General features: G+C 64.2%; 12 protein-coding genes and 1 pseudogene. 2 read left to right on the top strand and 11 right to left on the bottom strand.

Translation table 11 applies throughout. The features are described 5' to 3' along the window. Positions 1 to 111 precede the first annotated feature (111 nt). Together sucD and sucC are read right to left on the bottom strand one after the other, a co-directional pair. Positions 112 to 1,029, bottom strand: coding sequence for a succinate--CoA ligase subunit alpha (gene sucD / locus GTW58_RS03570; RefSeq protein ID WP_047689766.1), 918 nt, complete (start codon positions 1,027 to 1,029; stop codon positions 112 to 114). A 39-nt stretch (positions 1,030 to 1,068) separates the two neighbouring features. Beyond that, the gene (gene sucC, locus GTW58_RS03565; protein WP_047689765.1) at positions 1,069 to 2,238 is read right to left on the bottom strand and encodes an ADP-forming succinate--CoA ligase subunit beta; all 1,170 of its coding nucleotides are present in this window, start codon (positions 2,236 to 2,238) and stop codon (positions 1,069 to 1,071) included. Between the two features lie 325 nt (positions 2,239 to 2,563). Between sucC and GTW58_RS03560 the strand changes: the two genes are divergently transcribed. After that, the gene (locus tag GTW58_RS03560; RefSeq protein WP_119932345.1) at positions 2,564 to 3,418 is read left to right on the top strand and encodes a hypothetical protein; all 855 of its coding nucleotides are present in this window, start codon (positions 2,564 to 2,566) and stop codon (positions 3,416 to 3,418) included. Between the two features lie 98 nt (positions 3,419 to 3,516). Here the strand turns inward: GTW58_RS03560 and pcrA are convergent, their stop codons facing one another. Together pcrA and GTW58_RS03550 are read right to left on the bottom strand one after the other, a co-directional pair. Further along, entirely contained in the window at positions 3,517 to 5,964 is a 2,448-nt protein-coding gene (gene pcrA, locus GTW58_RS03555) for a DNA helicase PcrA (protein ID WP_119932346.1), read from the bottom strand. 31 nt (positions 5,965 to 5,995) lie between these two features. Beyond that, on the bottom strand, positions 5,996 to 6,727 hold the full coding sequence (locus tag GTW58_RS03550) for an NHL repeat-containing protein (protein ID WP_232817954.1): 732 nt from the start codon (positions 6,725 to 6,727) through the stop codon (positions 5,996 to 5,998). 153 nt (positions 6,728 to 6,880) lie between these two features. On the opposite strand from GTW58_RS03550, the gene GTW58_RS03545 reads away from it, so the two are divergent. Then, on the top strand, positions 6,881 to 7,588 hold the full coding sequence (locus GTW58_RS03545) for a hypothetical protein (RefSeq protein WP_119932347.1): 708 nt from the start codon (positions 6,881 to 6,883) through the stop codon (positions 7,586 to 7,588). Between the two features lie 93 nt (positions 7,589 to 7,681). Here the strand turns inward: GTW58_RS03545 and GTW58_RS03540 are convergent, their stop codons facing one another. The 7 genes and pseudogenes from GTW58_RS03540 to GTW58_RS14525 all read right to left on the bottom strand — a co-directional run. Beyond that, positions 7,682 to 9,433, bottom strand: a complete 1,752-nt coding sequence (locus GTW58_RS03540; protein WP_119932348.1) for an ABC transporter ATP-binding protein — start codon at positions 9,431 to 9,433, stop codon at positions 7,682 to 7,684. Next, positions 9,430 to 10,356, bottom strand: coding sequence for an ABC transporter permease (locus GTW58_RS03535; protein ID WP_119932349.1), 927 nt, complete (start codon positions 10,354 to 10,356; stop codon positions 9,430 to 9,432). The genes GTW58_RS03540 and GTW58_RS03535 overlap by 4 nt, the downstream gene beginning before the upstream one ends. After that, positions 10,353 to 11,306 (bottom strand): ABC transporter permease, encoded by a 954-nt coding sequence (locus GTW58_RS03530; protein ID WP_198673401.1) that lies wholly within the window; start codon positions 11,304 to 11,306, stop codon positions 10,353 to 10,355. The genes GTW58_RS03535 and GTW58_RS03530 overlap by 4 nt, the downstream gene beginning before the upstream one ends. Continuing rightward, positions 11,303 to 12,886: an ABC transporter substrate-binding protein gene (locus GTW58_RS03525; RefSeq protein WP_119932350.1), complete on the bottom strand. Its 1,584-nt coding sequence runs from the start codon at positions 12,884 to 12,886 to the stop codon at positions 11,303 to 11,305. Before GTW58_RS03525 ends, GTW58_RS03530 begins: the two co-directional genes overlap by 4 nt. Before the next feature lie 369 nt (positions 12,887 to 13,255). Then, positions 13,256 to 13,783 carry a hypothetical protein gene (locus GTW58_RS03520; protein ID WP_119932351.1) on the bottom strand — a complete coding sequence of 176 codons (528 nt, stop codon included), beginning with the start codon at positions 13,781 to 13,783 and terminating at the stop codon, positions 13,256 to 13,258. A 367-nt stretch (positions 13,784 to 14,150) separates the two neighbouring features. Next, a complete protein-coding gene (locus GTW58_RS03515) occupies positions 14,151 to 15,023 on the bottom strand; it encodes a serine hydrolase domain-containing protein (RefSeq protein WP_119932352.1) in 873 nt (290 codons plus the stop codon). Between the two features lie 189 nt (positions 15,024 to 15,212). Continuing rightward, positions 15,213 to 15,663 (bottom strand): annotated as a pseudogene (locus GTW58_RS14525) (transposase); the annotation flags it as partial. Position 15,664: the final 1 nt, after the last annotated feature.

The following is a 15,664-nucleotide window of genomic DNA, read 5'->3' as shown; positions in this document are numbered from 1 at the left end:
GCCCCCCCCCCCCCCACCCCTTTCCCCCACCCCCCCCCCCCCCGCCCCGCCCCCCCTCCCCTAGGGGGGGGAGGGGGGGGGGCCCCGTCGTCGTTGATGCGGCTCAGGAGCTCACTTGGCGCCCATGAGTTCACGCATGAGCTCAGCGGTTTCGGTGGGGGTCTTGCCGACCTTCACACCGGCGGCCTCCAGGGCCTCTTTCTTGGCCTGAGCGGTTCCGGAGGAGCCGGAGACGATGGCGCCGGCGTGGCCCATGGTCTTGCCCTCCGGGGCGGTGAAACCGGCCACGTAGCCCACCACGGGCTTGGTCACGTTGGCCTTGATGTACTCGGCGGCACGTTCCTCGGCGTCGCCACCGATCTCACCGATCATCACGATGCCCTCGGTCTCCGGGTCAGCCTCGAAGGCCTCCAGGGCGTCGATGTGGGTGGTGCCGATCACGGGGTCGCCACCAATGCCAATGGCGGTGGTGAAGCCCAGGTCACGCAGTTCGAACATCATCTGGTAGGTCAAGGTGCCGGACTTGGAGACCAGGCCCAGCTTGCCCTTGCCGGTGATGTTGGCCGGGGTGATGCCCAGCAGGGACTCCTCCGGGGAGATGATGCCGGGGCAGTTGGGGCCGATGATGCGGGTGGTGGGCTTGCCGTCAGCACCGGTCTTGGTCTTGGAGTAGGCCCAGAACTCAGCGGAGTCCTGCACGGGGATGCCTTCGGTGATCACAACCACCAGCGGAACTGAAGCATCGATGGCCTCGATCACCGCATCCTTGCAGAACTTGGGCGGGACGAACACGATCGACGCGTTGGCCCCGGTCTGCTCAACGGCCTCGGAGACGGAACCGAACACGGGCAGTTCGACGTCGTTGCCGCCCTGGTCCTTGTGGGCCACGGTGGTGCCGGCCTTGCGGGCGTTGACGCCACCGACCACCTGGGTGCCTGCTGCGAGCATCCGGGCGGTGTGCTTGGTTCCCTCGCCGCCGGTGATGCCCTGAACGATGACCTTGGAGTCCTTGTTCAAGAAGATGGACATGAGTGTTTCCTCTGTTTTGTAGTGTGCGTGCGGCGGGGATCAGTTGGCGGCGGCAGCCAGTTCGGCAGCCCTGTCCGCGCCACCATCCATGGTGTCCACGGAGGTGACCAGCGGGTGGTTGGCCTCCTCCAGAATGCGGCGGCCCTCCTCCACGTTGTTGCCGTCCAGGCGCACCACCAAGGGCTTGGTGGCGGAATCTCCCAGGATCTCCAGGGCCTTCACAATGCCGTTGGCCACTGCGTCACATGCGGTGATGCCGCCGAACACGTTGACGAACACGGACTTGACGTCCTCATCGCCCAGGATCACGTCCAGGCCATCGGCCATGACCTCGGCGGAGGCGCCGCCTCCGATGTCCAGGAAGTTGGCGGGCTTCACGCCGCCGTGTGCCTCACCGGCGTAGGCCACCACGTCCAGGGTTGACATCACAAGACCGGCGCCGTTGCCGATGATGCCGACCTGACCGTCCAGCTTGACGTAGTTGAGGCCCTTCTCCTTGGCCTTGGCCTCCAGGGGGTTCTCCGCGGCCTTGTCCACCAGGGACTCGTGATCGGGCTGACGGAAATCGGCGTTCTCATCCAGGGAGACCTTGCCGTCCAGCGCCAGGATCTGGCCGTCGCCGGTCTTGACCAGCGGGTTGACCTCCACCAGGGTGGCGTCTTCCTTGGTGTAGACCTCGCCCAGCTTGACCAGGACGGGGACAACCTTCTCAGCGGTTTCGTCGTCGAACTTGGCCTCGGTGACGATCTGGCGGGCCTTTTCCTCGGTGATGCCCTGGTTCGGGTCCACCTCAACGCGGGCCAGGGCCTCCGGGCGCTCCACGGCCAGCTGCTCGATCTCCATGCCGCCTTCCACCGAGCACATGGCCAGGTAGGAGCGGTTGGCGCGGTCCAAAAGCAGGGAGAAGTAGTACTCCTCCGCGATGTCCGCACCCTGGGCGATCATCACGCGGTGGACGGTGTGGCCCTTGATGTCCATGCCCAGGATCTGCTGGGCATATTCGTAGGCCTCGTCAGCGGTCTTTGCGACCTTCACGCCGCCGGCCTTGCCGCGGCCGCCCACCTTGACCTGTGCCTTGACGACCGTGACGCCGCCAATCTTCTCTGCGGCTTCCTTGGCTTCTTCTGCGGTGGTGGCCACGTATCCCTGAAGCACGGGAACCCCGTGCTTCTCGAAGAGATCGCGTGCCTGGTATTCGAACAGGTCCACGGGTGAGAGTCCTTCTTCGTCGAAGTTTGTTGGTGGCAGCACGTCAGGCGCTGCAACCGTGTTCTCAGGGGCGCCTCGGGCACACGCGTGCAGTGCGTGCGTCCGCGTGACGTGGTGCATGAAGGCACCACAAAGGCACTCCTTGAAAGCCAAGGTTAACTGACTGTGCCGTGAGACGTGACACTGACCCATGTAACCACCGTCGCGTGAAGCACCTTGGCGCTACCTCTGACCGGGCACGCCGATTCTTCATGCAGATCAGTGGTTCAGACATGACAAGTCGGCTTATCAGACGGGCGGGCCGAAAATTGGTTGACTGTCCCCCATGGAGTCATCCGAGCAGAGTTCGCACCCCGCCCCGCACGGGGCCCCCAGGGCGCCAGACTCCTTGGCCGGAGCCTCCTCCCCCGGAGCCTCCCCTGCTGAGGCGGGCTCCACCGGAACCTCCAGTCACTCCCCCTCACGACGACGCCAGCCCACCCCTCTGCACCTTGCCCTTGCCTTGGCGGCGTGCGCGGTTCTGGCAGTCCTGCAACTTCCCGTGGCCGGAGTGCCGGATATCCTGGACCCACCAGGACGGCTCTGGGGCCTGTGGCCACAGACCACTGTCTGGATTGCCTTGGCCGCCGTGTGCTTCGCCGGTGCCCAGCAGGTGTACCGGGCACTGAACCGTGCCACCCACCGGGCGGAAGTGTTCGAAGGAGCCACCCCTCCGCCGTCGTTGATGGAGGATCACCGCCACGTCAGTGCAGCGCTGTGGCTGGCCGTTGCTGCAGTGCTGTGCGCTGTGATCCTGCCGCCCATGCTGGTGGGGCAATGGACGCTGCAGCCGGTGCAGATGTGGCAGGGCTTGTACGGGTCATACGGCATGGCGGGGATCATTGCCGCCGTGGCGCTACTGGCTTATCACAGCGGATTCGCGGTGCTCACGGCGCTGGCCCTGGCCTGCGCACAGTCCTTGGCCGAGGCCTTGGGCGGGCGAACCTGGTTGAGCAAGGTGCCGGTGGGTGGTGTGGTGATCGGCTTGGTGGCAGCGGTCTACCAGAGCGTCACCGGGGGCTGGCCCTTGTTTGTCACCACCATGATTTCCTGCATCCTGCTGGGCATGGTTCATCCGCTGACCGGCCGACGACTTCGGTGGACGGCACCGGCAACGGCCCTGGTGCTGATCTTCCTGTAAGGCCGACTCAGACAGGTTCAGGCTGCCAGACCGGTCCCCCCAGGATCCGCCTCCCAGTTCAGTCCCCGAGGATACGTCTCCCAGTTCGGTCCCCCAGGTCAGTTGCCGGGCACCTTGGTCAGTGGCGCTGAGCGCACCAGCAGCCGCTTCTCCTGGGCGGCATCACCGGTGCCAAAACGCACTTTGGCGATCACCTTGTCCCCGGAACCCTCCAGTTGGATGACCGTGCCGCGACCAAAAGTCTTGTGATCCACCTGCTCGCCCACGCTCAGGGCAAGGACTTCACGGTCCTGTTCGATCCGCCCGGCCTTCTGCCGAGCCGGGGCACCCATCCGCTGGAAGCGACCGGACCCACCGGCACCAGCACCCCACCAGGAACCGGAATCCTCCCCACGGCGCGCGCCACCGCCGTAAGTTCCAGATCCGCCGAAGGAGCCTGAACCGTAGGAGGCCGAGCCCCAGCCACCGGGTACAGAAGATCCTTCACGTTCCCAATGCACCAGCGCACTGGGGATCTCGACCAGGAACGGACTGGGCGGGTTGTACTGGGACTGCCCCCACTGTTGACGGGTCTCTGCCCGGGTCACGTACAGGCGTTGGCGGGCACGGGTGATGCCCACGTAGGCCAGCCGGCGCTCCTCCTGCATTTCCTTCTCATCCGTCATGGACCGCTGGTGCGGGAAGATTCCGTGCTCCATGCCAGTCAGGAACACCACCGGGAACTCCAGACCCTTGGCGGTGTGCAAGGTCATCAGGGTGACCACCCCCGCGTTCTCAGGATCCTCTGACTGGTCCGGGATCTGGTCTGCATCTGCCACCAGAGCCACGTGTTCCAGGAACTCGGGCAGCCCGGCCTGGGGGTTCTCCCGTTCGTATTCGCGGACCACGGCCACCAGTTCTGCCAAGTTCTCCACGCGGGATTCATCCTGCGGATCATCAGAGGTGCGCAGCGCTTCCAGATAGCCGGTTTGTTCCAGCACGGCTTCCAGCACAGCGGCCGGACCGTTGCCCTCGGCAACTGTGGCCAGGTCATCCATCAGCTGAACGAATCCCTTGACCGCATTGACGGAACGTGTTGCCATACCGGGTGCCTCATCAGCACGGCGCAGAGCAGCCATGAAGGAGATCCGTTCCCGCTCCGCCAGTGCACTGACAGCACCCTGGGCTCGGTCCCCGATCCCCCGCTTGGGTTCGTTGAGGATCCGGCGAACCGTGACCTCGTCATCCGGGTTGATCAGGGTGCGCAGGTAGGCCAGGGCGTCCTTGATCTCCTTGCGCTCGTAAAACCGGGTGCCGCCCACCACGCGGTAGGGCAGGCCAACGCGCATCAGAATCTCTTCCAGGGAACGCGACTGCGCATTGGTTCGGTAGAACACGGCAACGTCGCCTGGTCGGACGTCGTGATCGTCCTGGAGACGGTCGATCTCTTCCACGATCCAACGGGCTTCCTCATGCGCAGACTCCGCTGCGTAACCCACAATCTGGGCACCGTCCCCGGAGGATGTCCACAGGCGCTTGTCCTGCCGTCGGGCGTTCTTGGCAATCACAGCGTTGGCGGCCGTCAGGATGGTTTGGGTGGAGCGATAGTTCTGCTCCAACAGCACGGTGCGTGCGTTGGGGTAGTCCTTCTCAAAATCCACGATGTTGCGGATGTCCGCCCCACGGAAGGCGTAAATGGACTGGTCCGAATCTCCCACCACGGTCAGTTCCCCGGGCCCCTGCGGCGAGTTCTGATCCGTACCCACGATTTCCTTGACCAGTGCGTACTGGGCGTGGTTGGTGTCCTGGTATTCATCGATCAACACGTGGCGGTAGCGGCGCCGGTAGTACTCGGCGATCGCAGGAAATGCGCGGAGCATGTAGACGGTCTGCGCAATCAGATCATCAAAGTCCAGGGCGTTGGCCGCGCGTAGACGCTCGGTGTACCCGCGGTAGACCTGTGCCACGGCCGATTCCCAGGCATCGGTACCGGATGCGCGGTTCAGGTACGTTTCGTCGTCGATCAGCTCGTTCTTGAGCGCGGAGATCGCGTGCTGGATGGCTTTGGGGGCAAACCGCTTGGGGTCCAGTTCATGCTGCTTGGCCACTGCTGTGATCACGCGCAGGGAGTCGGCGGAATCGTAGATGGAGAACGTGGACTTCAGGCCGATCGAGGTGGCCTCTCTGCGCAGCACCCGCACGCAGAAGGAGTGGAACGTGGAGATGGTCATGGCCTTGGCGGCCGGTCCCACCAGGTCCACCACACGCTCGCGCATTTCCGCGGCGGCCCTGTTGGTGAAGGTGATGGCCAGGATCTCCCCGGGATGCGCGCGCCCCATGGCCAGCAGATGAGCAATGCGGTGCGTGAGCACACGGGTCTTGCCGGATCCGGCCCCGGCCACAATCAGCAACGGGGAACCTGCATGTTCCACAGCCTGCCGCTGGGGATGGTTCAGCCCCTCCAGCAGTGCAGCAGGGTCTGCAGCCACACGCGTGGGCGCGGATGAGTCCATCCGCGGGGATGCTGCGGCCACCGAGAGCAGGGGGTTGTCCGAAAGGAAATCCATGATCCCCGCAGTTTACGTGCGGCCGCAGACATCACACGGGGGCAACCTCCACGTGGTGCCTGCCGTTGTCGTCAACGACCCAGACCTCGCCGTCGGCAACCTCCACCAGATGGGGCCGCTGCAGTTCAATGGCGTCCTCAAAATCGATTTGGTCCTGGGTCAGGTTGGGACCACCGGCCACCGTGCGCATCTCCATGGAATCGCGTTCCAGAACCCGAATGGCCTGATTGCCGGTGTCCGCAATCACCACCGAGCCGTTGTACAGGATGTTCACCGATTCCGGGGACTGGAGCTTGGCCTCTTCCACGGGGCCGTCGTGGAATCCGGCTCCATGTTTGCCGATCACCGTGACCACGCGGGGGTCGCCGTCGCCCTTGTCCAGGTCAAAGCTGAGATAGCGCAAGGAGGAGGAATCGCGGTCCACCAACCAGATCCGACCATCCGGATCCTCCACGGTTCCGCAGGTGGCGGCGAACTTGGCGTGGGCCACCTTGCCGTCCCGCCGTCCGGACTCGCCCGTACCCGCAAACTCCACCAGAGCGTTGGTGTAGGCGTCCCACCGGAAAAGCTGATGACGCTCGGGCGCTGCCACCACGGCAGCGGAGAGCTTGTGGGACCAGGTGATGTCCGCAATCTGCGCGCCATTGAGAATGGAGAGGTCGATGTGGCGTCGAACGGTTTTCCAGTCGTTCTCCAACAGGCTCAGTTCCCCGTTGGACAGCCTCAGCATCAGACCCTCAGGCAGACCGATCGACAACTCCACAGTGCACCTCCACAGCGCTACGCACGGGCCGCGTTGCCCGTCCGGTCCCGCCAGGACTGTCCCGCTCGGGATGTGATTCAGCTTACTCGCTCGCCTGGTCACGCACCGGCCACCCCGCCGAACACACACCCGGCCCCGCCCCATAATGGAGGCATGGGTTTGACGCGAGCGCAGAAGATCAAGAAATACGGGGAGAACGCCGGTGAGGCCCCCGCCACCGCGCGCGAACGCCGCGCGTCCCCCGGCCCGCAGCTTGCCCCCCGCAACACCGAACTCCCGCCGCCGGAACCCTCCAAGGGCAAGCGACAGCCCGGCATCTTGATTGCGGTCATCATGATCATCGGCGCGCTTCTGATGTTCTACGTCAACGTGCTGATCCTGCCCGAGTTCTCCCACATGATTGCCGATGGCCACGGTGTCCCGGAGCTGCAGGTCACCGGATACAGCCCGGAATGGTTGGCGGAGTTCGCCCGGATCATTGGCGACGACGGCGCACAGCTCTACTCCTCCGTGCACTGGACCACCGGGTTGTTGGCGCCCCTGGTGATGGCTGTGGGTTGGGCCTTGTTCCTGGTGATCTATGCAAAGCGCGGTTACGAACGCATCAGCGGCCTGGTGGTCACTGCCCTGTTCCTGGTGGTGAATCTGGGTGCCAACATGGTGGTGGACATGGCCGTGGCTGATCCCGGCAACACCGCACTGGCCACATTCTCCTCCGTGCTGATGTCCACGCGTTGGGTACTGCTGGTGGTGCTGATGTTTGTGACCTTTGGGATCTTCCTGCGCAAGATGCGTGAACGCCTGCAGAACTTTGACCCGGTTGCGGCCAACCAGGAACGCAAGCGCAAGTTCGGGCGCTGAGCATCACTACATCCGCCGAGCAGCTATTTGTGCTGCTGATCAGGCGTCATGAGCGGCACAACTCACTGCTGGGCGGATGATCCAGGCCCTGGATCACAAAGTCGGCACGTCCGCCAAGAGCCTGCGCGTGTAGTCGTGGGTGGGTGCCTCCAGGACCTGATCCACCGGACCGGAGTCCACAATCACGCCCTGGTTGAGCACCACAATGTGGTCCGCAATGTGCCGGGCCAGCGTGATGTTGTGCGTGACAAACAACAGCGCCAGTCCACGCTCGGCACGCAATTGATTGAGCAGCGCAATGATGGAGGCCTGCACGGACACGTCCAGGGCCGAGGTGATCTCGTCACAGACCAGCACGTCCGGGGCATTCACCAAGGCACGCGCCACGGCAGCACGTTGGCGCTCACCACCGGAGAGGTCCCCCGGGCGGCGGTCGTAAAAACTGCGACCCAGCCGCACCGAGTCCAGGGCTTCCTCCACCACTGCACGACGCTGGCGGGCCGGTAGTTTCCCACTCATCTCCAGCGGCACACTCAGGGACTGCCCAATGCTGCGCCGCGGGTTCAGGGACGAGTACGGCGACTGGAACACGTACTGGATGGCCTGCCGGTCATCATTGGTGCGCTTGCGCGTGGAGGCGGCCAACTCCCGTCCGCGCAGGGTCACCGATCCTTGGTAGTCGTCAATCAACCCCGCCACACAGCGGGAGAGTGTGGTTTTGCCCGAACCGGATTCCCCCAGCACCATGGTGGACTGCCCGGGTTCCAGCTGGAAGTTGACGCCTTCCAACACGGTGTTGCCGCCGTAGAACTTCTTCAGATCCCGCACCACCAACAACGGGGCTTGGGTTTCCGGTTCAGCGGACACGGCACCACCGCCGGCTTCAACGACGACGACGCTCCCGCTGTCCGCCTCCGGCACCACATCCAACTGCCCCGTCTGGGTCAACTGTTTGCGCCCGGCCAGATCAGGCACAGCCTCCAACAACTTGCGGGTGTAGGGGTGCTCCGGTGCGGCCAGGACCTGACCCACCGGCCCTTCCTCCACCAGGTCACCTCGCAGCATCACGGCCACACGGTCGGCCAGTTCAGCCACCATTGCAAGATCGTGTGTGATGTAGAGGCTGGCCACGTGATGCAGGCTGGTCATGGTGCGGATGGTGTCCAACACGTGCGATTGCGTGGAGACGTCCAAACCGGTGGTGGGTTCATCCAGGATCAGCACGTCCGGGGTCATGGCAAAAGCCATGGCAATGCCGATCCGCTGCTGCTGGCCGCCCGAAAGTTCGTGCGGCCACCGACGCTGGTACTCGTCCGTGCTTGGCAGCCCCACGTCCTCCAGGACCTGCCGCACACGAGCTGCCCGCTCCTGCGCATTGGCGCCGAATCCGTGGACGTCCAGGACCTCCCGGATCTGCTCACCCACCCGGATGGCCGGATTCAAGCTCAAGGCCGGGTCTTGCGGAATGTAGGCGATGCGTGATCCCCGCAGTGCCCTGAGGTCCTCATCTCCCAACTGCGTGACCACCACACCAGAACCCGCCGCCTCACGGGATGCGGCGTCACTGGACAGGTCATCAGTGTCCCGCGAATACAGCGTGATCTCCCCGGAGTGATAGCGCAGCCCGGCACGGAAATGCCCCAAGCAGGCCAGCCCCGCTGTGGTTTTGCCTGACCCGGATTCACCGACCAGCCCCAGGATTTCACCGCGGCGCAGTTGAAGATCCACCCCGTGCAGGATTTCCGTGCCGTCCAGAGTGGTCACCCGCAGGCCCTGCATGACCAGGGTGAGATCGGGCACCGTCGTCGTTGCCGAGGAAGATGCGGCAGTGGATGCGGTGCTCATGACGACTCCACGGTGGTTGAGGCGGTGGCCCGGGCAATGGCGTCGGCCAGCAGGTTGGTGCCCACGGTGAGCACCGCAATGGCGATCACCGGCAGCAGCACGCCCCAGGGTTGGATGCTCAGGGCAATGCGGTTCTCGTTGATCATCAGCCCCCAGTCCGCGGTGGGCGGTTGCATGCCCAGCCCCAGGAAGGACAGGGAGGCGATGGCGCCGATGGAGTACGTCAGGCGCAAACCGGCCTCCACGCTCAACGGGCCGGTGATGTTGGGGAAGATCTCCCGGGCCAGAATGCGGCTGCGCGGCACGGCGTACATCTGCGCGGCACGCACGTAGTCCTCGTTGACCACACCCAACGTGGCGGCGCGGGCCACCCGGGCAATGCGCGGCGCGTGCGTCAGGCCGATCACGGTGACCAACACCCAGCCCTCGGGTCCCAGCACCACGATCGCCAGCAAGGCCAGCACCAGTTGCGGAAAGGCCAGGACGATGTCGTTCAGGCGCATGAGCACCGAATCGGTCTTGCCGCCGGCGTAACCGGCGATCATGCCCACCACGCAGCCGACCACCAGCCCGAGGACGGTGGCCAGCACCGAATACAGCAGCAGGAGCAGCCCGCCTGCCAGGAACCGGGAGGCCACGGATCGGCCCAGATTGTCCGTGCCGAAGATGCCCTCGGGCTGGAAGGGGCGCCCGGCGAATTCCGTGGGTGAGTAGCCCGTGAGCACCGGGGCCAACAGCGGCCCGGCCAGCGCGAGCGCGACGATGAACACCGTGAGCACGATCCCGACCTTGCCCTGCCCTTGGGCCCACACCCGCTTGAGAAGATGCGCGGGGCGGGTGGCCGATTCCTTGGGCTCGGCATCGGTGGTTCCCGACGGCGGGGGTCCCGCATCGGCGCTCGGTTTCAGGTCCGATGTGCTCATGACGCGCTCCGCAGCTTGGGGTTGGCCAGAATGCCCACGATGTCAGCGAGCAGATTCACCACCACGTAGACGGCGGCGATGATGATGGAGATCGCCTGCACCACCTGCACGTCCCGGTACGTCACGGCGTCGATCAATGCCTGGCCGATGCCCGGGTAGCGGAACAGGTATTCGACCACCACCACACCGCCGGCCAACCACGCCAATTGGATGGCCACTACCTGGGCCACGGGCCCGATGGCGTGGGGCACTGCGTGACGCAGGATCACCCGACGTTCCGGGACACCCTTGAGCCGGGCCATTTCCACGAATCCGGAGTCCATGACCTCGGCCATGGTGGCCCGCATCATGCGGATGATGTACGGGATGACCACCAGCGCCAAGGTCAGCGTGGGCAGGATGAGTTGGGTGGGGATCTCCCACACCTGCTGGCCCGGTGGGCTCATGGTCACCGCCGGCAGGATGCGGAAGACGGAGGTGGCGAACAGCGTCACCAGGGCGATACCGATCACGAACTCCGGCAGTGCCGCCAGCGTCAAGGTCCCCCACGTGACGGCTTGATCGGCGCGCTTGCCCCGGTGCAGCGCGGAGAAGATGCCGATGGCCAAACCCACGGGCACGGCGATCAGCGCCGCACACAGCATGAGCACCAGAGACGCCGTGATGCGCTCCCCCAGCAGATCCGTGACGGGGCCACCCGTGGCGCTCGAGGTGCCGAAATTGCCCACGAACAGCCCACCCAGCCACAGGAAGTAGCGCTCCACGGGTGAGCGGTCCAGGTTCAGCTCCGCCTGCAGCGCCGCGATGCGCTCCTCCGTGGCCTGCTGGCCCAGAATCGCCCGTGCCGGATCCCCGGGCAGCAGAAGCGTGGCGGCGAAAACGACGACGGACACGGCCAGCAGGATGAACACGCTGACCAGGAGGCGTTTGAGAATCAGTTTGGCGATCATGACACCTCACCCAGCCACACGCTGCGGAAACCATAGGCATTCAGTGGCAGACCCGTGGAGTTTTCTTGGAAGCCCAGGACGTAGCGTTGGTAAGCGTCCACCTGGTTGGCGAAACCCCAGATGATGTACCCGCCGTCGTCGTAGAGCATCTGTTGGGCTTGGTGAATCAGCTCGGTGCGCCGGGCCTCGTCCAGCTCGGCCTGGGCTTGGTCCAGCAGGTCCGTGAACTCTTGGTTGACCCACGCGGTTTCGTTGAACGGGGCCTCGGCCGTGGCACAGTTGCGTGATTGCGGGATGAAGTTGCGGGTGTACCAGAAGCTCTGGGCGAAGCTCCACTGCAGGTACTGGTCCCCGAAGAACGTGGTGGTGTCCACCCGGCGGATGTTGACCGTGATCCCGGCTTCCGAGGCCTGTTGGGCAAAGACTTGCGCTGCCTCCACCACCCCGGACTGGATGGGTGCGGTCACAAGCTCCACGGTGATGCCGTCGGGGTGACCGGCCTGGGCCAGGAGGTTCTTGGCCTGTTGGATGTTCTGGGTCCGTTGGTCCAAGTCCGGGTAGGAGGGGTCGAAGGGGGAATACATGTCATTACCCAACTGCCCGTAGCCGGAGAGCACTTGGTCGATCATCTGCTGACGGTCCACCACCAGGCGGAAGGCCTGACGAACTCGGACATCGTTGAACGGTTCCACGTCCACGCGCATGGTGAACGGCAGCCACATTCCGGTTTCCGAGTTCAGCACTGCCATGCGTTCATCGGATTCCAACACCTCCACCAAGGCCAACGGGATCTGCCCCACGCAGTCCACCTGGCTGGAGAGCAGCGCGTTGATCAGGGCGTCGGTGTCGTTGAAGTTCAGGATCTGTACTTCATCCAGATACGGTTCGCTGTCCCAGTAGTGGGGGTTGCGTTCCAGCGTGGTGGACATGCCCGCGGAGAAATCCTTGAGCCGGAAGGGTCCAGCGCCGATAGGGTTGGCGGGGTCGAAATCTCTGGGCACCACACCCATCGAATACTGCGCCAGGGCATCGTCCAACACCGCGCTGGGTGCGGTCAGCTGAATCTCCACGGTGCGCTCATCCACCGCCGTGGCACTTTGGAAGTCGGCCAGATTGGACGCGTTGGTTTTCGGGTCCTCGGGATCCGTGACGCGTTCAAAGGTGAAGACCACATCCTCGGCCGTCAGATCGGAGCCGTCGGAGAACTTGAGGTTTTCGCGCAGACGAAGGGTCCACACGGTGCCGTCGTCGTTGGGTTCCAGGGACTCGGCCAGTCGATAGGCGATCTGGTAATCGCCGTCGCGCTCCAAGAGGGGTTCGAACAGGTTGATCACGCGCGCCGAATCTCCGGTGTTGACCGGGATGTGCGCATCCAGGGTGTCGGCGGTGGAGCCGCCGGTGAGGCCCACCCGCAGCGTTCCACCGCTCGACGGCGGGGCGTCGGTGTTCACCTCGAAAGCCGCGGGCCCTGAGCAGGCTGACAGTACCCCCACCGACCCGAACGCCACCGCGCCGGTGAGTATCTGACGGCGAGCGAGCGGCTGCTGCAGCCATCGCCCGCCGGTGGATCTGTCACTCATGTTGGGACTCCCCGTTGAGTCAATGTGCCAGCCGCGCAGACCCTGGCATCGTCTGCGCGGCAGGACGCGGCGATCCGCGCGGATCACAGCACCCTTGTGATGCATCTAACAGCGGAGGGGCGTGGATGGCAAACATGACGCGCACCTAGGGGTTCGCCGTGCTGCGCACCGCGTGGTGCAGGAGTGCCCTTCGTTGGGTGGTTCTCAATCCCGCGCAAGCCCCTCATGATGGACTGCCGCTCGAAGAGATCGCTGCCAAGTTAGGCATCGGTGACGAGACGGTGCGCTCTGCGGTCGTCACTTCTAGCGGGACGATTCGCCAACGTGGCCGACGTCCGTCTCTCTAGTCAAGTTCGGAGAGGGACGATGTCATCCACGTTGGCGACCGACCCAAGCCAGATGCCGGTTGGCGACGAGCTTTCCTTGCCGCTGACGACCGCGCAGGATGCCGACGCGAGTGCGTCCTTCCACAAGTTGAACGCCGCTCGATGCGGGGTGAAGCAGCGTCTGATCTATGACAATCGGCCAACGCTTCCAAGTGCCGTGAACCTCCCAGGCGAGTCCCACGCCCAGGTGCTTGCCTTGGTTACGCACGGAGATCCAATGATCCGGATCGACCGCGAATTCCTCAATAACATTCCGGTCCGATCGTCCAGTTTGCATCGTCATGAAGGTCTCAACTGGCAGCGCTTCAACTTGCCAGCCGACCTGTGCGAGATCGACGTTTTCGTAATCTCGGAGGAAGGAAGCATTGCCTGCGTGTTCGTAGATCCACTGCTCGATGACATCGGCCGGCCAGCGCAGGTCGACGACTATGTCTTGTCGTTGGAACTCTGCGAAGCCGTAACCACTCTCGCGACATCGATGCGCCAGGTCAGTGAAATGAACAAGGCGCATACCGATATCCTTCTCAACCCTCTGGCATCATCGAGGTCTTTAGCCAAGGAAGCTACCCGAGTCTATCTAAGCTACGGTCAAAATGGCTGTCATTGTCAGTGCCGCATGTTGACTCGGATTCCACCGTGTAGTTTTGCTGGACTGAAGGAAATGACTCTGGTGCGACTCTACAACGCTTTGAGCAATTACTCAGTTCCGCCGCGGTCCGTCAAGCGCGGACGATGGTGTCCGGTTCTGGTCAGAGGCTCATAGTCGTCGCCCAATCCGAGCACGATTTGATCTAGTAGCCGGAGTTCTATGTCGGGGAGATGCGGCTCTAGTGGCGGCAAGGGATGCCGAGCCGAAGCCCTGGCGTATTGCTCAGCTTTCAACCGTGAGGGTGTTGGCGTTCGAGCCTGGCGGCAAGCTTGTCGGCTCGACCAGCGTTGTATCCGAGGGTGTGTATGGTCAGGATCCGTGACCCGTCGCGCGAGACGCCGATGAGTGCTCCGTGATCCTTGTTGTGGCCGTTGTGCCACCACAGCGTGGGATCGTCCATCCATCCCAGGGGCTTCACTCCAGGACTCTGCCGGGCGATGGCTGTGGCGTACTGTTCGAGAGCGTCGAACGTGCCCTGCACACCGCCTGCGCCGATGAATGGGCCAGTATCCTTCCACTGCTTACGGATACCGCCCGTCCAGGTGCGTATGACCGGTACGCGCTCGGGGGCAGGGTCTATCGAGACGTCGGTGATCCCGAGTGGATCGAAGACGTTTTCGGTGGCCAGTGTCCACCAGTCTTGTTCGGTGATGGCTTCAAGCAGCCGGGTCAGCACCGCGTATCCCAGGTTCGAGTAGTCGAACGATCCCACGGTGCCGCTGTGTTGCGCAGCGAGCGTGGGTAGAACCTCCGCGTCAAAGTAGGCGGTGGTGTACTTCGCGTAGGGATCGCGCGCTTCGACCGCGCCCGTGATGATGCCTTGGGGCAGTCGTGGCAGCCCAGAGGTGTGCGTGACGAGTGAACGCACATCGACCTCTCGTGGCAGCTTCGCCTCCGGGAGATAGACGCTGACGGGCGCGGACAGGTCGAGCGTGCCTGCTTGGTCGAGTTGTTGGGCGAGGCGGGCGGTCACGGTCTTGGTGATCGATCCCCATTCGAGCATCGGGGCACCCTGATGCAGCGATCCGAACCGTTCAGCTGTAATGGTGCCAGCATCGCGGAGTCGGTACGCCTGGCTCTTCAGAGGCACCAACCAACTCATATCGCCAGCCTAGGGCCTGTCAACTTGTCTGTGTACGCGGGGCGTTCACAGGTAGGGGGTGATTCGGCCGGGGTATGCGGCGGCGAGTTGGGCGAGGGCTTGTTTCCAGTACGTGACGATTTGGCCCTCGATGAGCCGACCCTGGGCTTTTCGCTGGCTGGCGGGCTTGCCGCAGTCCCAGGCACGGTCGGCGGCGCGGCTGATGACCTGGCTGCTCTCCCGGATCTTGATGCGGATCGCGTCGAGGTAGATCACCGGATAGAACTCCTCCAGCGGCCTCGCCTGCCACGCGGCGACCTCCTCGAGCACGGCGTCGGTGATGTTTGAGATCGTCTCGTGGGCCAGGTCCGTGCCGAGCGTGGAAGCCAGGTGATGCTGGATGTCCCGGATCGTCATCCCGCCCGCGTAGAGGCTGATGTTCATGTCATCCCGGCCCCCGAGCCGCCGCTGGCCCTTGGGGACCAGACGCGGCCTGTAGGCCCCGCTCCTGGGCTGCCTTGACCAGCGCGGGACGAACCCGCAATCACCGGTTAGCTCGACCTGACCCGCGTCGATCTGGGCGAACAACGCCTCCAGCTGCCCTCAGCTGCTCGACCAGTTCCTGCCCCGTCGGCCCACCTTGATCCTTCTCGTCGGTCATG

This window comes from Kocuria subflava (assembly GCF_012163155.1).
Lineage (GTDB): Bacteria > Actinomycetota > Actinomycetes > Actinomycetales > Micrococcaceae > Kocuria > Kocuria subflava.
Note: the sequence above shows the minus strand (reverse complement) of the source record. Positions and strands in the feature narration are given on the sequence as shown.